The 20,531-nt window shown below is 61.8% G+C and carries 19 protein-coding genes; 16 read left to right on the top strand and 3 right to left on the bottom strand.

Translation table 11 applies throughout. The annotated features are described in order from the left end of the window. Positions 1-54 precede the first annotated feature (54 nt). From LKD37_RS02785 to LKD37_RS02760, 6 genes are read left to right on the top strand one after another with little or no spacing between them, the layout of a single operon-like run. A complete protein-coding gene (locus tag LKD37_RS02785) occupies positions 55-249 on the top strand; it encodes a PH domain-containing protein (RefSeq protein WP_302927824.1) in 195 nt (64 codons plus the stop codon). 16 nt (positions 250-265) lie between these two features. Then, positions 266-643 carry a hypothetical protein gene (locus LKD37_RS02780; RefSeq protein ID WP_302927823.1) on the top strand — a complete coding sequence of 126 codons (378 nt, stop codon included), beginning with the start codon at positions 266-268 and terminating at the stop codon, positions 641-643. A gap of 13 nt (positions 644-656) precedes the next feature. After that, a complete protein-coding gene (locus LKD37_RS02775; protein WP_302927822.1) occupies positions 657-2,375 on the top strand; it encodes a hypothetical protein in 1,719 nt (572 codons plus the stop codon). Next, positions 2,372-3,109 (top strand): hypothetical protein, encoded by a 738-nt coding sequence (locus LKD37_RS02770; protein ID WP_302927821.1) that lies wholly within the window; start codon positions 2,372-2,374, stop codon positions 3,107-3,109. Before LKD37_RS02775 ends, LKD37_RS02770 begins: the two co-directional genes overlap by 4 nt. A 1-nt stretch (position 3,110) precedes the next feature. Next, the gene (locus tag LKD37_RS02765; RefSeq protein ID WP_302927820.1) at positions 3,111-4,868 is read left to right on the top strand and encodes a DUF859 family phage minor structural protein; all 1,758 of its coding nucleotides are present in this window, start codon (positions 3,111-3,113) and stop codon (positions 4,866-4,868) included. Between the two features lie 18 nt (positions 4,869-4,886). Next, complete coding sequence (locus LKD37_RS02760; protein WP_302927819.1) at positions 4,887-5,966, top strand: peptidoglycan-binding domain-containing protein; 1,080 nt, start codon at positions 4,887-4,889, stop codon at positions 5,964-5,966. A gap of 41 nt (positions 5,967-6,007) precedes the next feature. Here LKD37_RS02760 and LKD37_RS02755 read toward each other — a convergent pair whose 3' ends face one another. From LKD37_RS02755 to LKD37_RS02745, 3 genes are read right to left on the bottom strand one after another with little or no spacing between them, the layout of a single operon-like run. Beyond that, a complete protein-coding gene (locus tag LKD37_RS02755) occupies positions 6,008-6,949 on the bottom strand; it encodes a tRNA dihydrouridine synthase (protein ID WP_302927818.1) in 942 nt (313 codons plus the stop codon). Further along, entirely contained in the window at positions 6,942-7,280 is a 339-nt protein-coding gene (locus tag LKD37_RS02750) for a GIY-YIG nuclease family protein (protein WP_302927817.1), read from the bottom strand. Before LKD37_RS02750 ends, LKD37_RS02755 begins: the two co-directional genes overlap by 8 nt. 52 nt (positions 7,281-7,332) lie before the next feature. Further along, positions 7,333-7,572 (bottom strand): hypothetical protein, encoded by a 240-nt coding sequence (locus LKD37_RS02745; RefSeq protein WP_302927816.1) that lies wholly within the window; start codon positions 7,570-7,572, stop codon positions 7,333-7,335. 138 nt (positions 7,573-7,710) lie between these two features. Between LKD37_RS02745 and LKD37_RS02740 the strand changes: the two genes are divergently transcribed. The 10 genes from LKD37_RS02740 to LKD37_RS02695 are packed head-to-tail and all read left to right on the top strand — an operon-like array spanning position 7,711 to position 20,519. Beyond that, positions 7,711-8,439 (top strand): hypothetical protein, encoded by a 729-nt coding sequence (locus LKD37_RS02740; RefSeq protein WP_302927815.1) that lies wholly within the window; start codon positions 7,711-7,713, stop codon positions 8,437-8,439. Positions 8,440-8,495: 56 nt separating this feature from the next. Beyond that, entirely contained in the window at positions 8,496-10,124 is a 1,629-nt protein-coding gene (locus tag LKD37_RS02735; RefSeq protein ID WP_302927814.1) for a hypothetical protein, read from the top strand. Further along, the gene (locus LKD37_RS02730; protein ID WP_302927813.1) at positions 10,121-11,998 is read left to right on the top strand and encodes a hypothetical protein; all 1,878 of its coding nucleotides are present in this window, start codon (positions 10,121-10,123) and stop codon (positions 11,996-11,998) included. The genes LKD37_RS02735 and LKD37_RS02730 overlap by 4 nt, the downstream gene beginning before the upstream one ends. Before the next feature lie 4 nt (positions 11,999-12,002). Continuing rightward, on the top strand, positions 12,003-12,173 hold the full coding sequence (locus LKD37_RS02725; RefSeq protein WP_302927812.1) for a hypothetical protein: 171 nt from the start codon (positions 12,003-12,005) through the stop codon (positions 12,171-12,173). Continuing rightward, entirely contained in the window at positions 12,125-12,640 is a 516-nt protein-coding gene (locus LKD37_RS02720; RefSeq protein ID WP_302927811.1) for a hypothetical protein, read from the top strand. Before LKD37_RS02725 ends, LKD37_RS02720 begins: the two co-directional genes overlap by 49 nt. A 19-nt stretch (positions 12,641-12,659) precedes the next feature. Then, positions 12,660-14,438 (top strand): TRAFAC clade GTPase domain-containing protein, encoded by a 1,779-nt coding sequence (locus LKD37_RS02715; protein ID WP_302927810.1) that lies wholly within the window; start codon positions 12,660-12,662, stop codon positions 14,436-14,438. Continuing rightward, complete coding sequence (locus LKD37_RS02710; protein ID WP_302927809.1) at positions 14,435-17,140, top strand: hypothetical protein; 2,706 nt, start codon at positions 14,435-14,437, stop codon at positions 17,138-17,140. Before LKD37_RS02715 ends, LKD37_RS02710 begins: the two co-directional genes overlap by 4 nt. Beyond that, positions 17,137-18,186 carry a hypothetical protein gene (locus LKD37_RS02705; RefSeq protein ID WP_302927808.1) on the top strand — a complete coding sequence of 350 codons (1,050 nt, stop codon included), beginning with the start codon at positions 17,137-17,139 and terminating at the stop codon, positions 18,184-18,186. The genes LKD37_RS02710 and LKD37_RS02705 overlap by 4 nt, the downstream gene beginning before the upstream one ends. Before the next feature lie 10 nt (positions 18,187-18,196). Further along, positions 18,197-19,159 (top strand): SEL1-like repeat protein, encoded by a 963-nt coding sequence (locus LKD37_RS02700; RefSeq protein ID WP_302927807.1) that lies wholly within the window; start codon positions 18,197-18,199, stop codon positions 19,157-19,159. A gap of 13 nt (positions 19,160-19,172) precedes the next feature. Next, positions 19,173-20,519 carry a hypothetical protein gene (locus tag LKD37_RS02695; protein ID WP_302927806.1) on the top strand — a complete coding sequence of 449 codons (1,347 nt, stop codon included), beginning with the start codon at positions 19,173-19,175 and terminating at the stop codon, positions 20,517-20,519. Positions 20,520-20,531 lie beyond the last annotated feature (12 nt).

The raw sequence follows: 20,531 nt of genomic DNA, 5'->3' as shown, positions 1-20,531 counted from the left end.
CAGGCCGGAGGCGGGCCGGGGCCCGCCTCCGGGGGATGAAAGGAGCGATTTGCTGTGAAGAAAACCGTTTTGCTGCATCGGGGCAGAAAGAACGAGGAGAATTTCCAGATCGTGTCCGTTAACGGGCGCAGCTGGAAGATCATGAAGGGCGTGGAGGTCCAGGTGCCGGACTATGTGGCGGAGGTGCTGGAAAACGCACAGATGATGGCCGACACCGCCCGGCGCTATGTGGACCGGATGGCCAACTGAGAGAGGAGGTGCGGCAATGGGGCAGATGACGGCAGGACAGGTGCTGGCCCAGGTGGACGACCTGCTGCCCAACAGCTATCCCGGGGAACAGAAGCGCCGGTGGCTGCGGCAGGCGGAGGGCTTCGTGCTGGAGGAGGTGGTCCGCGCCCACGAGGGCGGGGAGGCGGCAGAGCTTCCCGACGAGCTGGCGGACGCGGCGCCGCTGCTGGCACCGGCACCCTATGACGGCCTGTACCGCCACTATGTGGAGGCGCAGATCCACTATGCCAACGGGGAGCTGGAGCGGTATAACAACGCCATGGCTCTGTGGAACAACGGGCTGATGACCCTGCGGGACTATTGGTGCAGGGAGCATCTGCCCCGGCGGCAGGTCCAGGCCCTGCGCCTGTGCTGAAGGAGGGAGGAGCATGTATTTTCCGCAGCTGAGCATCCCACGGCAGAGCCGGGTGACGGTGAGCCGGTTTCTGGGAGTGGACCGACGGCCCCGGGGGCAGGAGGGCAGCTTCCGGGAGATGGAGAACCTGTGCGCCCAGGGGTATCCCACCCTGACGGTGCGCTGCCCCCGGGGGATAGCGGGAAGCGTCACCGCCCCCGGGGGCCTGACCGCCAAGGACGGGCTTATCTGGGTGGACGGGCACACCCTGTATATAAACGGCAGCGCGGCGGGGCTGGTGCTGTCGGAGGGAAAGAAGCAGCTGGTCAGCATGGGTGCGTGGCTGCTGATCTGGCCGGACAAGTTGTACATCAACACCAAGGACCTGACGGATTTCGGCAGCCTGGAAAATAAGCGCGTCACCGAGGGGGAGGTATCCTTCACCCTGTGTCGGCCCGACGGCACCGCGTACAGCGGGTATCTGGCGGCGGACACCGCCCCGGAGGAGCCGGAGAGCGGCAGCCTGTGGCTGGACACCGGCGGGGAGGAAACGGCCCTGCGGCAGTATGGCCAGGACGGCTGGACGGAGGTGGACGACGTGTGCGTGGGGCTTCACGCCGCCGGGATCGGCGTGGGCTTCCGGGCCGGGGACGGCGTATCCGTCAGCGGATGCCGGGAGGAGGCGCTGAACGGCAGCTTCCAGCTGCGGGCCGCAGAGGAGGACTGCCTGGTGGTGACGGCGCTGCCCGGCGGGCTGTCGTCCCAGACGGAGCCGGTGACGGTGGAGCGGTCCGTGCCGGACATGGACTATGTGGTGGAAAGCGGCAACCGGCTGTGGGGGTGCAAATACGGCATCGTGGACGGCCAGGCGGTGAACGCCGTCTATGCCAGCAAGCTGGGGGACTTCAAAAACTGGAACTGCTTCGCGGGACTGTCCACCGACAGCTACGCGGCCTCCCGGGGCTCCGACGGGGCCTTCACCGGAGCGGCGGATTATCTGGGAAATCCGTTGTTTTTCAAGGAAAACTGCGTGGAGCGGGTGTATCCCAGCGCCAACGGGGCCCATCAGATCGTGACGGTGCAGTGCCCGGGGGTGAAGGACGGCAGCGGCGGCAGTTTGCAGGTAGTGGATGGGAAGCTGTATTACCACAGTCAGGGCGGCGTGTGCGTGTTCGATGGCAGTATGCCGGTGCATGTATCTCAGGCACTGGGAGAGATGCGGTATCACAACGCCGTGGCGGGGGCTCTGGACGGGTCCTATTATCTCTCAGCTGCAGATGAAAACGGCGCGTGGCACCTGCTGGTGCTGGACACCCGGCAGGGCCTTTGGTACCGGGAGGACGGCGTGGAGGCCCTGGGCTTTGCTCCCTGGGGCGGCGACCTGTACTGCCTGACGGCAGAGGGGCAGCTGCTGGCCATGAAGGGCGCAGGGGAGACCCATGAAGGTCCCGTGCAATGGATGGCGGAGACCGGAGAGCTGGGGCTGGACGCGGCGGAAAGCCGGTATCTGGTGCGGCTGTCGCTGCGGCTTCTGCCGGAGGCAGGCAGCACCGTCCGGGCCTGGCTCAGCTATGACGAGGGCGGCAGCTGGCGGCCTGCCGGAAGCCTGGAGGGCGCGGGGCGGGTGCAGGCGTGTACCCTGCATATACGGCCCAGGCGGTGCCGCCAGCTGAGGCTGCGGCTGACCGGCCGGGGCGGGTGCAGGATCTACAGCCTGTCGGCGGTGTATGAGAAGGGAAGTGACGGCCCATGACCCTGACCATGCCTCCCGCCCCCAGCGGCAGTCCCCAGCAGATGGCCATGGCGCAGTATGCGTATCTGTTCCAGATGGCCCAGCAGCTGAACCTGGCCCTGGGGCAGCTGGAAACCGGCGGAGCCGGGACTTCTTCCTCCGGCGGCGGAACGGCCGGCGGAGGAGGGACCGGAAAGGACAGCCGGGGCTATCAGGAGCTGAAGTCCATGATCGTGAAAACCGCGGGGCTTGTGAAACGGCAGATGGACCAGCTGTCCGCCCGGCTGGAGGGCGAATATGTGGCGGTGTCGGATTTCGGGACCTATGTGGAGCGGCTGAGCGCCTATCTGGAGGCAAATCCGGAGGCGCTGACCCAGTATTACAGCTTCTGCTCGGACCTGCAGGCCAATATGGAGGCCGTAAGCGCCGCCTTCGGCCAGTACAGGACGGAGACGGAGGGCTATATCCGCACCGGCATCGTGGGCTATGACGGGGCCGTGCCTGTCTACGGCGTGGCCGTGGGCCAGGGGCTGACGGTGACGGACGTGGACGGAGAGACGGTGGTGGACCAGAACAACTTCCGGGCCACCTTCACCGCCCAGCGGCTGTCCTTCTGGCAGGACGCCAACGAGGTGGCGTATGTGTCCAACAACCGGCTGTACATCACCAACATCACGGTACTGGAGGGCGTGACCCTGGGCCAGTGGCAGATCACCACGGCTTCGGGGCTGGCCTTCCGGTGGATCGGAGGGTAAGATGGCGAGTATTTACGGGGCGGTGTCCGCCACCGGGTGGCGGCTGAGGCTGGATTATACCGTAAGCCAGGACGCGGCGGAAAACCGGTCTACCCTGGCCCTGGCGCTGTATATCTACGACGGGACGGGGGAGTCGTACAACCAGGCGGCCAACAGCTGCCGGTATGTTTTGCAGGGGAAAACCGTGTATCACCCGTACCGGTACGAGAAGAAGGGCTGGTACCAGCTGGGGAGCGGGTCGGTGACGGTGGATCACCGGGCGGACGGCAGCGGCAGCGCGGCCCTGTCCGCAGCGTGGTACAGCGGGTTTACCTCCCAATGGACGCCGGCGTCGCTGTCGGTAGCCCAAACCGTGGCGCTGCCGGTGATCCCACGGGCCTCCGGACTCCAGGCCGGGGACATGACCCTGGGGCAGAGCGGAACCATTACCGTGCAGCGGGCGGATGCGGGCTTTACCCACAAGATCGACTACCAGATAGGCAGTACCCATGGCGCGGTGTGCGGGAAAACCGGGGAGACAAGGGTGACATGGATGCCGCCCCTGTCCTTGGCGGAGGAAATCACCGATGCGGTGGCCGGGGACTGTGTGCTGACGGCCACCACCTATTCCGGCAGCAGCGTGGTGGGGACCAGCTCCTGCACAATAAAGCTGTATGTGCCGGAGGAGGTGAAGCCCACCGCCAGTCTGGCGGCCCAGGTGGTGAATGACAACGCCGTCATTGCCGGGTGGGGTGTGTGCGTCCGGGGATACAGCCGCCTGGGGTTCCAGGTGACGGCGGCAGGCGTCCGGGGCAGCAGCGTCCGGTCCTGCCGGATGCAGTTTGCCGGGCAGACCGTGGAGGGTCTGACCGGTGAGACGGGGATCATCCGGCAGGCGGGGACTTTCACGCCGGAGGTCCGGGTGACGGACTCCCGGGGGCGGTGGACCACGGCGGCGGGGCAGGCCGTGGAGGTGCTGCCGTATGCCAATCCCACGCTGACGGCCCGGCTGCTGGGCCGGTGCGATGCAGACGGAGTGCTGCAGGATGACGGCGACTGCGTGAAGGTGGCGTGCACCGGCGGGTGCGCGTCGGTGGGCGGACATAACGCCGTGACGGTGCGATACCGGCTGCGACCGGTGGGCGGCAGCTACGGCGGGTATACCGTCCTGGAAAACGGACAGGAGCAGGTGATCCAGGGGGTGCTGAAAACGGCGTCCTATGAGCTGGAGCTGTCGGCGGTGGACGCGCTGGGCTCCGTGCGGACCGTGGAATACGCCATCCCCACGGCGGCGGTGGCGGTGCATCTGGCCCAGGGGGGCACGGCAGTGGGCGTGGGCAAATATGCCGAGCACCAGAAGGCCGTGGAGTTGGCGCCGGATTGGGACATCTGGTTCCGGGGAAAGCGGCTGCTGGACGCCGTGTGGCCGGTAGGCAGCATATATCTGTCCGCATCAGAGATTAGTCCGGAGACGCTGTTCGGCGGCACCTGGCAGCGGGTGAAGGACCGGTTTCTGCTGGCGGCGGGAGACGTTTATGCGCCAGGGGAAACCGGAGGCGAGGCCCAACACACCCTGACCAAGGCGGAGATGCCCGCCCATACCCACGGATATGACTTCACGGGGCAGTCCGATGTCACCGGCGTGACGGCCATCCGGCTGTATGACGCGGACGGGCGCAGGAACGAGTATCAGGGCGCGTCCGCCTCGGCAGGCGGGGGAGCCGCCCACAACAATATGCCGCCGTACCTGGCCGTGTATGTCTGGCGCAGGACGGCGTGAGAAGAAAGGACGAACGATATGGCATCAAGCTATCCCATGTTACGGTACGGCTCCTCCGGACAGGAGGTGCGGCGGCTGCAGCAGGCCCTGAACCGGGCGGGCTATTCCCTGGAGGTGGACGGCGGCTTCGGTGAAAAGACCCGGGCCGCCCTGATGGACTATCAGCGCCGGGCGGGCATGACGCCGGACGGCGTGGCGGGCAGCAAGACCTGGGCCAGCCTGGGGCTGCAGTCTGCCCAGGACCGGCTGGCGGGCCTGGAGAAGGGGTATACCCCCTCCCGGGAGACCCAGGAGGCCCGGCGCAGCTGGGAGGAGCTGGCGGCCCGGCAGCCCGGGGACTACACCTCCCCTTACGCGGACCGGATGGAGGATCTGCTGCGGCAGATGGAGAGCCGGGAGGCCTTTTCCTATGACCCCAGCCGGGACGAGATGTTCCGGCGCTATGCCCGGCTGTATCAGCGGCAGGGGCAGACGGCCATGGAGGACACCCTGGGCCAGGCGGCGGGCCTGACCGGCGGCTATGACTCCTCCTATGCCCGGCAGGCGGGCCAGCAGGAGTATAACCGCTATATGCAGGAGCTGGCGGCGCTGGTGCCCCAGCTGCAGCAGGATGCCTGGGACCGGTATGAGACCCAGGGTCAGGCGCTGCTGGATCAGTATAAGCTGCTGCAGGGCCAGGATGAGGACGCCTATGGCCAGTGGCGGGACCGGGTGGAGGACTGGCAGGACGCCTCCCGGCAGGCCCGGGACCGGTACGAGTCCCTGGAAAAGCAGGACTACAGCAACTATCTGGCGCTGATGAAGTACTATGCCAGCCGGGCCAAGCAGGAACAGGACGCGGCCCTGGCCCAGCAGAAGCTGGAGGCCTCCGCCGCCAGGAGCGGCAGCGCCCGCTCCTCCTCCGGCGGCAGTAGGAAGGCGTCTTTGAGCTCCACCGCCAGCGAGAGCCTGGAGCGGACCATGAACACCTATCTCAGCCAGGGGGACACCGGCCGGGTGAAGCAGCTGTTTTTGCAGTACCGGGACCGGATGACGCCCCTGCAGAAGCGGCGATTTGAGAAGCTAATGGGGAAGTATAACATCCCCATGACGGAGTAAAAAAGACAGCGCCGGAAACGCCAGGTTTCCGGTGCTGTCTTTTATGTTGTATATCGCTGCTCCCGGCACAGGGCGTCCACGGCGGCCTGATATTCGGTGAGGCCCTTTGCCTTGCGCATACGCTTGAGATACGGCTCCGGCCGGGCGAATCCGGCGGACAGGTAGGCCCACAGCTCCCACATCCGGTGCATCACCGGCTGGTCGCCGGACAGCCGCTGGCGGTAGGCCTCCAGCAGGCGGTCGTGATAGGTCCGCAGCTCCTGCGCTGAGGCGGCGGGGCCGCCCCGCAGACGCCGCAGCAGGGCGGGGTCCCGCATCAGGCCCCGGCCCAGCATCACCGCGTTCGTTCCGGGGAAATCCCGGCACAGGGCGGCGGCGTCCTCCGGCGTGAAGATGTCTCCGTTATACACCGCCGGCCAGGGGCCGGATACGGCGGCCCAGGCGTCCCGGTGGGGGACGCCCTTGTAAAACTCCTTCTGGATCCGGGGGTGGACGATCAGCTCCGACAGGGGATACTTGCGATAGATCGCCAGCAGGCCCGGCCACTCGGCCGGGTCATTTTTCCCGATGCGGGTCTTGACGGACACGGACATCCCCCGGGGCAGTCCGGCGAAGATCTCCTCCAGGCAGTGGTCCAGCTCCTGGGGATAGGCCAGCAGGCCCGAGCCCTTGCGCTTGGCGGCCACGGTGCCCGCCGGGCAGCCCAGGTTGAAGTTGATCTCCCGATAGCCCCGGGCGTACAGCTCACCGGCGGCCCACAGGAAGTGCTCCGCCCGGTTGGTCAGCAGCTGGGGCACCACATACAGCCCGGCGTTGTGGGCTGGGTCGATCTCGTCCAGCTCCTTGCGCTGGAAGGTGCGGGTAGCGTTGGGGGAAAGAAAGGGCGTGAAGTATTTGTCCGCCGGGCCGAACAGGGCGGCGTGGACCTGCCGCCACAGGTAACCGGTAAGCCCCTCCATGGGGGCGGCGTAGAGCTTATTCATGAAATTCTCCCTCCAGACACATGGCGAGGGTCACGCCCGGCACCGGTTCGGCGGCGACGCCCGGCAGAAGGTCCGCCGCCGTTTCCGGCCGATGCAGAAGCGTCAGCTTCCCCTGCCGGGACAGCCGCTTCACGGCGTATTCCAGACGCAGGGCCTCTCCCCGGCCCTCCGTGCGCCAGACACCGGCCAGCTCCCGGGGCGGATGGGACCGGGTATACCGGGCGCAGGCGGCGCCGCCGTCCCGGTGCTGCCGCATCCGGCGGCACAGGTCCGCCGCCGTGCCGGTATACAGGGTGTCGTCCCGGCACCAGAGCATATAGACATAGTACATCCCCTCACCTCACTGCCCCCAGCATACCACGATCCGCCGCCGGGCGCAACGGTCACGCCGGGGGATCGTCGTGAAATTCAATGAATTTCAGGGCGTACAGGTCGCAGCCGGTGGAGAAATCCCCCTGCCGCAGCACCAGATAGTCCGTGCCCACGGCCTCCAGGATGCCCTCCTGCCGCACCAGGCGGTACGAGCCCACCAGGAAGCTGGCGGACGCGCGGCGGCCGATGTTCCGGCCCAGCAGGTCCCGCAGGGAGCCGCCGCCGGAGTCAGAGGCGTTATGTATGTTCATGGCGCACCTCACACATACAGATTCCCCGCCGTTTCTCCGGCGCGGGTACTCCATCCTATGCCGGGGCGGGTGAATGCGTTTCTGAATGCGCTGAATTACGATTTAAAGAGAATGGCGAATATCTAATAAAGCAGCCTGGTGCACCAGAGCGGCGACGCGGCGGTGAACTTCGGCAACACACCGCCGACGGCGGTGGGCGGCGTTACGTTGGTGGAGGAAAAGGTTGTGGTGACGCCGGTGTCCGGCCGCCACCGCAGCTTTAAGCTGGGAGAGTATTTTTCCGATACGCCGGGTGATACGCTGCATTATGTGATCGTATCGTCTCAGCTGGTCAGCGATACCGCGGCCATCGATGGGGATACCTTAAACGTGGAGACCAGCAAGAGCCGCAGCGGCGATCTGGTTATTGCTGCGGTGGACGCCCAGGGCGCACAGACACAGATCACCTTCCGGTTTAAGGTCACCAACCTGACGTTGGCCATTTTCATCACGCTGGCGGTGGCTGTGGTGGTGGGCATCATTGTGGCGGGTGTCACGATCTGGAGTGTAACGCACCCGCTGTGGAAGGGGGAACTGAAGGTGGTCAACCTAGATCGTTCCTGTGCCGGTATGTCGCGGAGCCATGCCAGCTTTCGGGGCAAGCTCAAGCTGAGCTATTTTATGGTCGGACCCTGCGGCCTGAATGCGGACCAGTGCTGGTTTGCCACCAAGCCCGGCAGACGGCTGAAGTTCTGCTCCAAGACTCCGTTTTACGTCAATGGAATGGCACTGAAGGAGACAGATGTCTATGCGGGAATGACGCTGATCTATGCAGACGAAAAGAATCGCACAGGTATCCGCATTGACGCGGCACCCGGACGCCGATAAGCAATTACTGAAAACCGAACGATATACGACATACAGCGACAATGAAGGAGTATGTTATGGCCTATCTGGCAGAGGTGCAGCTTCCTGCTGCCAGCAAGAACGCAGCGGATGGAAGCAGTACGCCGGCACCGGAATACGGCCTGACCATGCGGGGGCATCTGGCCAATGTGGGCAATGGTGTCGGTGGGCTGTGCCGCAAACATGGCGCCAATCTGTCCTATCATATTTTGGGAGCGGCAAGCGCGGAAATTCCCATGACCCAGATCTCCACCTATCTGGCGGCAGGCTTCATGCGCCGATTCAAGGAAGCGGTGGGAAAGGAACAGCTGCAATTGAAGCTGTCCAAGGCTGTTGTGGATGATTGGGTGGAAGACATTGGCCTGACTGCCCAGCAAGTGTACAACGACGTGACACACGGATGCCCGGACCTGATGCTGCCGGATATCAGCATAGGCGTCATGCCGCCCAAGGGAGGGGGGGCGGCTCCCTGGGACACGGCGGCCCGCAACTGGTGCTCCCGCTGTGAGGGGCAGCGCGGGAGAAACCGCGCTGCGCTGGAGGGAGAACTGCCCAAGAGCCTCCTGGACGAAGATGCAACGGATGACTCCCTGATTGGCAGAACCTTCCGGAAGCTGTGTGATATTGCAAAGAATCCGGAACTGGGCCCCTATTATGCGGCATTCCTGCTTAGCCGCAACGGCGATGACCTGAAGGCGGCTGTAGAAGGCACGATCCAGGAGATCCAGGGACAGAAACGGGACGAACAGTCGTATCTGGACAGTGCGGCGGACCGGATTGTCCAGGCCAGCACCAATTTCTGCGCGAATCGTTTCTTTGGCATCGGCGACAAGAGGGCCTATAACGACTACGTGGACAGCGTCAAAGAGTACTATAGGACCTATAACCATGTGCGGGAATGCACAGACGTGGAGAACACGCTGCGGAGATTCCGGGAGCAGCTGGAGAATCTGAACAGCGGGTACTTTGCCTTGCTGACGGAGGTGCTGGACAATCTGCTGGAGACCTTTGAGGAGGATGAGCAGTGGCTGGATTCCTCTGCGGCCAGTGCATCTTCCGGTTACACCAAGCGTATTTTGCAGCTGTCGGACATTAGACCGAAATTGGACGAGGCGATCGACGAATTGAACGCCACACAGCTGGTGCGGAACTTTACGGAGCATCTGATGAAGGATCCGAAGCAGTGGAAGAGTCGGGATGACGGGAAGATCGGCCTGTATATCAGCGAATTCATGGTGGATCTTTTCCGGGATCAGACGAATCGCTCCCTGGAGGATTACCTGTACGAGAAGTATCCGGAAACCGGGCACAATTCCGCGCAGCTGGCCCAGGCTGTCAGCAATGACATTCTGGACGGCGTCTATAACGATGCAAAGCCCATGTTTTGGTGCAGTCAGACTTTCCCGCTGGGACAAGGGAATAATACTGTGACCTTTGACAGCAGCAGTCTGTCGGTGCCTGCGAATGCTTCGGCTGTCTGCAGCGCTGCCCAGCAATTTGGGTCCTCTCATACGCAGTTTTATATCCGCAAGACCGGCCTGAAGAATCGCATTTTTGCTCTGCGCTTTTGCAGCGGTGTGCCGCTCTATCCAGCTGGACGCCGCAGGAAACATCATCAACGGATAAACCGCCGGGACGCCGCGCGGCAAATGAGGGAGAGAACATGACTTACGCAAGTGCAATCGAAGCATGCAGCCGTATGATTTCCGGCCGCGCGGCCAATTCCGGCGCAGCAAGGCGAATCAGCGCCCCGCTCCTGAACATTGTTTTGGGGGCGGGCGCTGAGGAGTGCCTGGAGACCGTCCGACGGAGCTATCAGGATTGCTGGTCCGCTGCGGCGGACCAGCTGTGCTGGCTGAAAACCGAGGACTGCATGGATGAGGCGGGGTTTGAAAACCGCGTGGGAGATGCCTTCTACACGATGCGCAGCAATCCGGGAGCCTTCGGAAGCAACAGCACGCTGAGAATGGCTTATTTCTGGGACGTGATGGATGACAGGTTCCCGGAGCTTTTCCAGGCGGTGCAGCATCAGCCTGATTTTGGCCAGGCTGTCACCGTGGCGGAATATTATTTTCTGTTTGTGCGGCAGGTATTCAATTCGGACCGGGAGAGGATCGGCCGGCTGCGGGCGGTTGTTGACTGGGCCGAAAGAAACGGGAAGCATCTGATCGTGCAGAGTGACCTGACAAACGGAAATGTCTCCGGCAGCGGCCCCGAGGGATATCAGGCGGCTGCCAACGTGATGGTGATCGTCAACTCGCAGGATGACAACCGGTTGGGCCAGGGGCTGGAGGCAGCTATTTGGGGGGCCGGTTCCTCCGCCGTGTGGAGCCTCAGCGCGGACAGAAAGGTCAAGGAGACGGATGAAATCGCCTGCGCGGCGATGGAACAGATCCTCACGGAGTGCCTGGAGCAGGCCGGTGCGGCCGGGGGACAGTCCAACATCCAGGAGACCCTCTGCGGAGCGCAGCAGGACTACGACAGCCTGTCCCGGGAGTACATAGACGAGAAGGAGCTGCTGCCGGATCTGCCCACATTTTTGCAGTATCTCCCGTACACCAAGGAGATGGAGGCGCTGGAGCAGAGCCTGTCCGACGCGCCGACCCGTGGATTCCTGGGAAGGCTCCGCGGCCGACCGTCGGATACGATCGACGGGGACAAGCTGATAAACGCGGTGGCGTCTGTCGGGGATATCTGGGGTCTCTGCGTGAACCAGTATTATGGACGGTGTGTGCAGGAGCTGAAGGAAAATGCGGAACGGGTGCAGGAGTATTTCAAGCAGCTTCTGTGCAGCCGCCTTTCTTACGGCGCGATGAACGCCACATTGCAGCAGGAGGCCGTCAATCTGGAGACCCGCACGGATTGGCACACGCCCATGAACATGAGAAGGGGAACGCTTGCAGAGCGTCTGCATCGCTATGCATGCAGCCAGGTTCTGCCAGAGGTGTACGGCTTCCTGGCGGGGCAGCTTTGCGCAGCTATGAAGGATGTATGCAGAAATGCGAGGGACTTCGGAAACACACTGACGGAGACCCGGAACGGGCTGCGGCAATCCCAGGGGAACGTTGATGAGACCATCAGAAGGGCCTATACACAGGAGATTGCCAATCTGGCAAATCAGCCGGAGTATCGGGACATGATGCGCCTGACGCCGTGCAGCACAGTGGAGAGCCTCTTGGATCAGTTGGTGAAGCGATTCCGGTTGATCGCGGATAAGGATGATAATTTCCGGCTTTCCTTGTTTGATGAGCTGCAATTCCGGGCGGGAATGGCCGGAGGCGGTGCGGCCTATGGGGTGGCAGTCCAGAGTCTGTTCGATTTGAATATGCAGACTGCGGGCCGGCTGATGGCCACGGTTCCCCCCAGCGGCGGACAGCTGTTCTGCATGCTGAGCCAGCCAACCCAGATCCAGAACGTGAACAATACCGGCGCGGCCTTCCGGATCCCGCAGCAGGACTATGTGGACAGGCTTTATGTCTATCCGGTGAATCCGGAAAATATTCTTTACAACGAAATTGCCGCAGCAAAGAAGGAGGAGTGAGCCGATGCCCATTACAAGGCCGAATGTGAACCTGTACAGCATCAACAATCTGACGTTGGACTATGATCCGGGCAGCGGGCGGTATGGATTAAGCCTGGAATGCCCCAGAGCGGACGCCTTTACCCTGTGCCTGGGAAAAATCTTCCGCTGGCCGATCCGGAGAAGCTGGGTCTGACAGAGGAGGAGCTTCGGCGCCTGCATAATGGCCACTCCATGGATAAAGGGGGCTATCGGCTCATCGGCGTTACGCAGGGGACCTTCTATGCCATGCCTGTGTTCCGGGGATTTGAGGCGGATCCACCCCAGACCATCCAGGTGTGGAGTATGATGGCGGTTCCGGGCGGGATCGTTCATCTTTATTACACACCCGGGCGTGAGGCCGTATGCTTTATTCCGCTGCGCTATTCCGCCGCGCTGCAGCGCAATGGCCTTCAGACTGTGCTGCAGGTGACTCTGAGCGATCAGTTTATCGGAAGCTATACAGATGGGGCATTAATGTATCGGGTGGGGGAGTCTGATCCCATTCCGCTGCCCAGCGGCTGGCTCAACCGGGAGATACCGCTTCGGGTGTCCGATGGTGAGGAGGTCCGGGTCCTGCCGGCACCGGGCTTTGAAAACAGCTTCTTCCGGGAAGGCGTATAGCAGAAAGGATGGATGCGGAATGGGTAAAATTAAATGCCCCTATTGTTTTGAGGAGTTTGAAAGCGACAAGGTTTTGTTTCGGGCCAACACCGGCTTCACCCAGGAGGAACTGGACAGGGAGGAATTCACCAGCGGCGATGTGGACGAACACAAACGGCTGTTTGTGAAATTTTCCCAGAGAAATCCGGACGAAAAGCTGGACCGATACTGGACGAGCCGCGGAGGAACCGCCGGCTATTCCAGTGCAGACCCTCGCTGGAATATGCCGCACATCGACCCCAATGATGCCGACCGGTTTTGGGAGATGCTGGACCCTGACGCCAACGGCGTGGGCGCGGATGGCCTTGTGCGGGATCAGGATGGCTTTGCCATCAGGGTGTATGACCGGTATTCCGATCGCGCCACGCTGGTGACGCGGCTGTGCCCCCACTGCCACAATCCCCTGCCCTTGCCGAATTATGGCAAATATCCCACCATTTTTATCAGTGTTGTGGGCATTACCACCTGCGGCAAAACGGTTTATCTGAACCAGCTGCTGACCCGGCTGGCCATGGCCATGCAGAATACCGGATACTATATCACGGAAAACAATCTGCCAGATTTCAAGGAAAACGTGGAGGCCAATATGCCGCTGCCCGGCAGTACGGATGACAGCGTCATGCGCCGTCCTCTGGCGGTGAACCTGGTTGACCAGAACGACCGCAGCAAGGCATTTACCATTGTTTTTTATGATATTGCCGGTGAGAACTGCGTCAAGTGGAACGATGATTACGCCAAGCTGGGCGACCAGGACAGCCGGAACAGCCGGGCCAAGGAGGGAATCGCCAGCTTTATTGCCCGGGCAGACGGCCTGATGTTCCTGGTGGATCCCAATCAGGTCCCCGGCTTTTCGGCCTATCCCGATGTGAGCGGTGTCAACAAGGTGGTCGGAGTGGTGAATCAGATCCGCGTCGCCCTGAATATGAGCCAGAACACCTGGGCGGATGTTCCAGTGGCGGTGGTTCTCACCAAAACGGATGAAATCCGGAATCAGTATCCCAAAGGAAACCAGAGTCCCATGTTCCGGCCTACGGCAGCTGTGTCCGGCGGCCTGAACCGGGAGGAGTATTTTGCTATCAGCCACGAGCTGGAGGACTATCTGAGCAACAATGCGGCCATGATCCTGGCGCAGCTGGGCCAGTTTGTCAGAAAAACCTTCTGCGGCGTGTCGGCCATCACCTGCGGCGTGGAACGGCGCTTTGTAAAATACAAAAACTGGTACATCCTGGACGATATCTGCGGCAGGAAGTATGACGAGCTTCGCGCGTGGATCAAGGGCTGGAATGAACGTTCACCTGAAGAGCGGAACTTTTATTATGCGTGCCCTGTTCAACGGATTACCTCGCTTGACCCGAAAACCCGTATGCCGGCGGTGGATCCGGTAACCCTGGAGCCGGAGCTGACCTCTATTGACATAGATATTAATGAGGATATCACAAAGGAAATTGCCTCCGGCATATGGACGGAGGTTTATGCCGACTGCGCCAGCGGACGGATCTATCTGAATATGTGGGAAATCTGGGAAGGGATCAATCTGGTTGGCTTCCCCAAGGGCGCACCGAATCCCCGCCGGGTGGAGGACCCGCTGAAATGGATCCTCTGGCGGCTGGGAAGGATCGGCCCCTATTTTCAGGCGGATCCTCAGCCGAAAAAGGCGCTGCTGGAGTCTGCAAGGAAATATCAGGGGCGGCTTGACGACTGGATGAACGAACAAAGGTGCAAACAAGAGCGGTTTTATAACGGGGAGGATCTCCAATGAAAATGGAGCAGGCATGCCGGTTCCGGACGGATGAAGCCGGATATATGGTCTGCGCCAGATCCCAGGGTCTGACGGCGGATAATGAGAACAACCTCGGCTATTTCAACAGTACCATGACGTCCTTGTTTGAAAAGGACGGATCCGGCCCGAGAATGGGTCAGTCTATCCTCAGCTACGCTGTCAGCGAGGAGAACGGCGGCAGGCGGGATTTCCTGATTGCCAAATCTACCATGCGCAGCGATATCAAGGGGCGGGCCTCGATCTTTACCCACGCATACTTTATGGGGTTGGATGAATATGCCCGCTGCATGGAGACCGATCCCTCCGCTATTTACGGGATCGACACCGGCGACATGATGACGGCGCAGAGCGGCAGCCAGCTGCCGCCCAAGGAGACGGTCCTGCGTGGCGGCTTTGAGCTGTCTGTCCTGCGGGAGAAGTACGGCCTGACGGACGAGCGATATGCGCTGCTGCTCTATAACGTGTATCAGGCGGTGGCAGGCGGCGGGTCCCTGGCCCTGCTTACGCAGCTGCCCCTGAGCCAGACCCAGGATATGGTGCGGGAGGTGGCCTATTGCGCGGCCATGGGCATGCTTCCCGGTCTGCGCTGGAGACTGACGTGCAGCAGCGCCGCGGATACCCGGGCGGCCATCTGTGTTTCCAGCAAGGCCGGCGGAGGCGGCATGGGGATCCCGCTGTGTACCTTTGATCTGGACGATGGCGGCAGGCGGCTGGAGGAGGACCCGTTTGTTGCGGAGCTTTTCCGGTATCTGGCATCTGCCGCCCCGGAGGAGCGCCGCCAGATGCTGCTGGATATGCAGTATATTTTGGGGGAGCTGGTGCCGCTGGAGTATGCGTCACTGGAGATGATCGCCACCGCATATCACATGCGGAAGATGAACGATGGAAACCGGCCGGAAAATGACGTGTATGACCGCGTGGTGGGGAATCTGCTGCTTTGCGGCAGGGTTCCGTCGGCAAACCAGGAGACGGTGAACAAGCTCCTGATCTGGATGCTGAAAAGGCAGAACGCTGCGCTGCCCAAGCGGATTATGGAGCTGTCTGTGGACCGCTGCGTCAAACAGGTGCAGGCGGATGCGGCAGGCGGGCGGGAGCTCTGCGACTGTGTTTGCCGTCTTTTGCAGTACAGCAGAAGCGCTGAGCAGCTGGAGCTGCTGCAGAAAACGGTGAAAACCTTCGATGTGCGCTATGCCGGGCTTGTGCATGCCCTGCTGCGCGGCATCTTTTCGGACCGGGCATGCAGCATTGACCCGCAGACGGCGTGCAGTCTGATCCCGGAGATGCTGCGCTCCGGCGATGAAATGCTGACCGGGGATTGCGTGGAGCTGACCACCTGCCTGGATGCAGGGCAGTGCCGGCAGCTGGCAGAGAGCATTCTGCGGCATGTGGGGCTCCGTCAGATGATGCTGATGGAGCAGAACGTTCTGGCCAATATCCTGGACGAGCTGAGCCGGTCCGGCGGTGTGCTGGGAAAAGAGAGCTGCGAGATCCTGGACCGCAATTCCTGCGTTTATAACGGCAGACTGCTGGATGCCTGCGTGGGCTATATGGTGCAGGTGCGGCTGCGGCAGGAGCTTCCCGTGGAAGAGCGCTGCGCGCTGCTGGCCGGGCTGGAACGGGAGTATCCGGCCCTGTATGATGACGTTGCGGCTGCGCTGAAGAGCGGCGGCAGCATCCTGTGGAAGAAATATCAGATTCACAAGCATCTGCAGAATTGCAGATGCTATGAGGACATTGTGGCTGCGCGCCGGAGCTATCAGGGGGCGTCCCCCATGGACGATTTTGAACAGGAGTGTGTTGCTCTTTGGATGCAGCTCCTGCGCAGGGATGTCTATCAGGGGATGCCGCTGAAAAACCTGGTGCCGCAGATGGGACGCGCAGTCGATGCGCTGCCCAGAGGCGTATTCTCGCTGGAGGCCGCTCATGAGCTGCAGCGGCGGCAGCGGGCCTATTTCTGGAGCTGCATGACCTATCGCACAATGATGGACTATGTGTTGGACGGCGCGCCCAGCAGCAATGTGCAGGCGCTGCTTCAGACCCGGGACAGCGGAGCGGATGGCAATAAGCTGCACTTTCTGGATGCCGTGTGGCAGCTGTACCGGGATCCGAGCCGGACTGAGCCGATGACAGAGCTGGTGCTGGACGGACACCTGCCTGCCAGGGACAGGGAGGAGATCTGCAATCAGCTGCTGCCGCTGGCGGCAAAGCTGAAAGCTGCCTCCAACCAGGCAATTTTCGCATGGGATCTGATGCTTCTGTCCTGCAGCCGGGTGGAAGCCGGACGGATCGTTTATGACTGCGGCAGTCTGATTAAGAAAATTGAGGGGATTCCGGCGCTGAAAATGGGAGTTTCCGGCAGCCAGTCTCTCCAACTGGAGCATTCCGTCATACTGCGGGACGAGAAGGTGCGCAGCGACCTGCGCAAGGCCGCCGGCCGCGGCGACAGTCTGCTCAGTGAGCAGCTGGAAAAGACGCTGAAGGCGTGGGGAAAGGCGCGCAGGCCCGACAATGGCCACGGGAAAAGACTGAGCTCTGATCCGCCGGCCGCGGAAAAGAAGGGGATATTCTCTATTTTCGACCGCAGCGACAGAGGCGGGCGGACGGAGAAGTCGGACCGGGGCTTTATTTTTGACGACTACGACGGCGACTCGGGAAAAAGAGGAAGGAATAGGAGAAGATGAGCGACAGCGTGATGTATCCGGAAGCCGGCCGCTGGGTCAACAGCTACCTGGTGGGCGCCAACGCCTACAGAATTATGTCGACCCCCGAGGAGGCACAGCAGCTGCTGCTGGACGATAGCGGGGACTTTCTGCAAACAGGGACGGAGCACCACTATATTCAGGTGCGATGCCGGAACGAGAATAAACCGCTGTGGCTGGTGCCGTTCCGGGTCAAGCGGGAGGAGTTGCTGCGGGTATCCGACGTGCTGGAGCAGATTCAGATGGGACGAATCCTGCGGGAGGGCTTTTTCTGGCCGTTCGATCTGGTCCGGAGCGATGAAATGCAGGGATATGTGCTGCATCCCTTCAGCATGGATGCGTATCCCTCTGTCCGCCGGTTTTTGCCCAGCTCTGACACGCCCAGGTGGACCATTGCCGTCCATCTGTTCCGCAGGATCGGGCAGCTGCACCGTGAGGGCCTGACGCTGAACGGCTTTGGCAGGGATCAGGTGCGCGTGGAGTATGGGACAAACCAGGTGTATCTGGTTCCGGGTGAAACAATTTCTCGGGTTTCGCAGCTCGGCGCGGCCTTTCGCGGCGACTTTCTGTCTGTGCCGCAGGTGGTGGAGCAGCAGCTGGAGAAAAATGGCATCGTGCTGGACGGGTGCGTGCGCGACATATTCTCGGCAGCGGTAATTGCCTTTTATCTGCTGTTCTATACCCATCCTTTCATCGGGGAGGAGTACAGCCACCTGATGCGGGAGCAATATCTGGAATATTTTCAGAGTCACCCGGTGTTTCTGTTTGACGCCGGAGGGCACAATGGAACGGGACATCATCAATTCGGCGCGGAGATAACGGCCCAATGGTGGAGAGCGCAGCCGGAGCTGCGGCAGCTGTTTTCAGATTTCTTTGCGGCGCTGTGTGCAGGACAGATCGATGAAAATGCCCCGTGGAATGACACGGAGAACTGGATCCGCTGCCTTCTGGAGGATGCAGCCGTGAACGATAACGATAAGAGCCGCACAAGCTACGAGCTGGAGCTGGAAAAATTCCATCTGGTCTGAGGGGTAAGGCATGAGAGAGATATTGAAAGAAGTAGTCAACGAGCAGGGATTACAGATTTTACAGACGCCCGCGATGCTGCGGGCAAAATTGGAAGAAAAAGGCGACGACCGCAGCGATGCGCTGCTGTGGGAGCTTATCCTGACGGCCTGCCCCAGCGTGGCGGATGTGGCCGTGCAGCCGGAGCTTTCCCGCGCGGAGGTCAACACGGTGATCGGCGCGGTGACCAAGACCACCATGCTGTCTGCCTCCCTGGTGAGAAGGATGGTCCAGCAGCTGCTGGATGCCGCGCAGGTGAAGCTTTCGCCGGTGCCGCGGTTTCTGATCCTCGCCAACGGCAGGCACGGCGGAGCGTGCTCGGTGGAGGATCAGCGGGAGGGCGAGGTCCTGCAGGCGGCTCTTGCGTCGCTGGAGACGGACACGGAAACGGCCCTCAGCGACCTGCAGACCCTGTCCCAGGCCGGGAACGCCTATGCCAGCTACCAGCTGGGCCTGTACTACAGCAGCCACGAGATGGAGGGGATGGATACCCAGCAGGTGGCGCAGAACTTCTTCAACTGCGCCGCGCAGCAGGGCTATGGCCCGGGTTATGGCGCCCTGGCGGATTATGCGCTGAACGGGCGGCGAAAGAATCTTCGCCGGGCGGCCCAGTATTTTGGGTATCCCACATCCCTGGCGGGCCGGGACGGCAGAAGGTGGAGCAAAAACGCCGCGGACCTGTTGGCCTATCGGGAGCAGAACGTCCGCAGCGGAAGACAGACCCTGCTGCTGGTGGTGGTCACGCTGGTGATAACGCTGCTGGCGGGTATTTGCAGTCCTCGCGAATTTGCGATGGCGGTTCCGGCGCTGGTGCTGGAGCTTGGCTGCGGGGTTCGCTGCGTGCTGGGGCTGGTTATGGACCCCTACGGCTCCTACCGCTTTGTGTATGCCGCCCTGGCTGCCTGCTGGCTGCTGAACATCCTATGCCTGGTTTGAGGGGAGGCACAGTATGAGTACATCTTATTTCATGAACATCGGCGCGTATGTGGCCACGGTGATTTTTGCGGCTGCGCGTCTGGCTGTGGGAGGAGTGCTGACCGAGCCCGGCGCGCTGATCCCGGCACTGCTGGTGCTGGGGATCCTGCTTATCCCCTTGGCGTCTAAGGGTGGATTTCAGAAGAGTACCTATCAGACCGGGCCAGCCTTTGGGCTGGCATGGGGCGTCCTTTATGCCCTGACCCCGGCACAGCTGTCATCCGACCGGATATCCGGCGTGCTGGAGGCCAGCCTGGAAGGCCTTTCTTTCAGCTTCAAGGATAACCTGGCGGTATTCTGCATCGGACTGCTGCTGCTTGTGGGACTGAGCGCCGTGCGCAAGTATTTCCCGAATGCGGCTTTGAACGTCCTGCGGTATGCGATCCTGACTCTGATGCAGCTGCTGGCATTTGAGGGAATGTTCCGATACCTGCTGGATGCGCAGTCGGCAAGACAGCTCTGGCTGTTTGTGCCGCCGGTGCTGTTCTCGGGGCTGTTCCTGGCCCGCGAGCTGCGGGACGGTGAGGAAAAGTCCCGGCTGCGCATCTGCGTGCTGGCTAGCGTCCTTTACGCCTTTCTGACACCTGTTGTCCTGGCTGCGGTATCCTCCGGATGGAGCGACCTTTGCTCCCGCGTGGGAAAGCTTACGCATCTGGGCTGGCCTATGGTGGCCGGGGCGGTGCTGCTGGCTGCGCTGACGCTGGAAAAAGGCGCGCAAAAGCAAAGTATATATCGGGCGGCCCGGCTTCTGGTATGGGCGGCCTACATCCTGCTGCTGAACTGGCGCGCCGGCGCCATGCGGCTGGACGCGGATGATTGCTGGCTGATCAGCGTGCTGGGCGTTCCGGTGGCGGGCGCGGTGTATGAGCTGCTGGAGCAGAAGGGTCAGGTCACTGCCAAATGGTATCATGCGCCGTTGGCGCTGCTGGCGCTGCTGACCGTTTCTATGGCGGCCCTGCAGGATATGCGTTTTATCCTGCTGCTGGTGGGCCTGGGCGTGCTTTGGTGGATCTGTGCGCGATTGGGCACGCTGGCCGGAAAGTACAAGGTGGTGATGCAGGGCTTCTGGGGCGCTGCGGCTATGCTGCTTCTGGCGGCTTCGCGGCAGCTGGGCACCCGGGAAGCGATCCCGGCCAACTGGCTTGTTGCGCTGGCGCTTCTGGGCGTTTCCTGGTGTGTGCTGACGGTATTCCTATCCGTGCGATACAGGGCGGCAAACGCAATGGAGATCTACCCGGAGGAGTACAGCACGGTTTACAGGCTCTGCAATGTGGTGCCGCTGCTGGCTGCGGTGCTTGCTGCGCTGTGCGTGGTATTCTGACATAAGGAGGAG

This window comes from Brotocaccenecus cirricatena (genome assembly GCF_020687045.1).
Lineage (GTDB): Bacteria > Bacillota > Clostridia > Oscillospirales > Oscillospiraceae > Vescimonas > Vescimonas cirricatena.
The sequence above is the reverse complement of the archived record's forward strand: the minus strand, read 5'-3'. Positions and strand labels throughout refer to the sequence as shown.

What these genes read in the sequence shown, in the direction of transcription:
- LKD37_RS02780 (WP_302927823.1), top strand. Translation starts at nt 266, where the DNA reads ATGGGGCAGATGACGGCAGGACAGGTGCTGGCCCAGGTGGACGACCTG.
- LKD37_RS02775 (WP_302927822.1), top strand. Translation starts at nt 657, where the DNA reads ATGTATTTTCCGCAGCTGAGCATCCCACGGCAGAGCCGGGTGACGGTG.
- LKD37_RS02770 (WP_302927821.1), top strand. Translation starts at nt 2,372, where the DNA reads ATGACCCTGACCATGCCTCCCGCCCCCAGCGGCAGTCCCCAGCAGATG.
- LKD37_RS02765 (WP_302927820.1), top strand. Translation starts at nt 3,111, where the DNA reads ATGGCGAGTATTTACGGGGCGGTGTCCGCCACCGGGTGGCGGCTGAGG.
- LKD37_RS02760 (WP_302927819.1), top strand. Translation starts at nt 4,887, where the DNA reads ATGGCATCAAGCTATCCCATGTTACGGTACGGCTCCTCCGGACAGGAG.
- LKD37_RS02755 (WP_302927818.1), bottom strand. Translation starts at nt 6,949, where the DNA reads ATGAATAAGCTCTACGCCGCCCCCATGGAGGGGCTTACCGGTTACCTG.
- LKD37_RS02750 (WP_302927817.1), bottom strand. Translation starts at nt 7,280, where the DNA reads ATGTACTATGTCTATATGCTCTGGTGCCGGGACGACACCCTGTATACC.
- LKD37_RS02745 (WP_302927816.1), bottom strand. Translation starts at nt 7,572, where the DNA reads ATGAACATACATAACGCCTCTGACTCCGGCGGCGGCTCCCTGCGGGAC.
- LKD37_RS02735 (WP_302927814.1), top strand. Translation starts at nt 8,496, where the DNA reads ATGGCCTATCTGGCAGAGGTGCAGCTTCCTGCTGCCAGCAAGAACGCA.
- LKD37_RS02730 (WP_302927813.1), top strand. Translation starts at nt 10,121, where the DNA reads ATGACTTACGCAAGTGCAATCGAAGCATGCAGCCGTATGATTTCCGGC.
- LKD37_RS02725 (WP_302927812.1), top strand. Translation starts at nt 12,003, where the DNA reads ATGCCCATTACAAGGCCGAATGTGAACCTGTACAGCATCAACAATCTG.
- LKD37_RS02715 (WP_302927810.1), top strand. Translation starts at nt 12,660, where the DNA reads ATGGGTAAAATTAAATGCCCCTATTGTTTTGAGGAGTTTGAAAGCGAC.
- LKD37_RS02710 (WP_302927809.1), top strand. Translation starts at nt 14,435, where the DNA reads ATGAAAATGGAGCAGGCATGCCGGTTCCGGACGGATGAAGCCGGATAT.
- LKD37_RS02705 (WP_302927808.1), top strand. Translation starts at nt 17,137, where the DNA reads ATGAGCGACAGCGTGATGTATCCGGAAGCCGGCCGCTGGGTCAACAGC.
- LKD37_RS02700 (WP_302927807.1), top strand. Translation starts at nt 18,197, where the DNA reads ATGAGAGAGATATTGAAAGAAGTAGTCAACGAGCAGGGATTACAGATT.
- LKD37_RS02695 (WP_302927806.1), top strand. Translation starts at nt 19,173, where the DNA reads ATGAGTACATCTTATTTCATGAACATCGGCGCGTATGTGGCCACGGTG.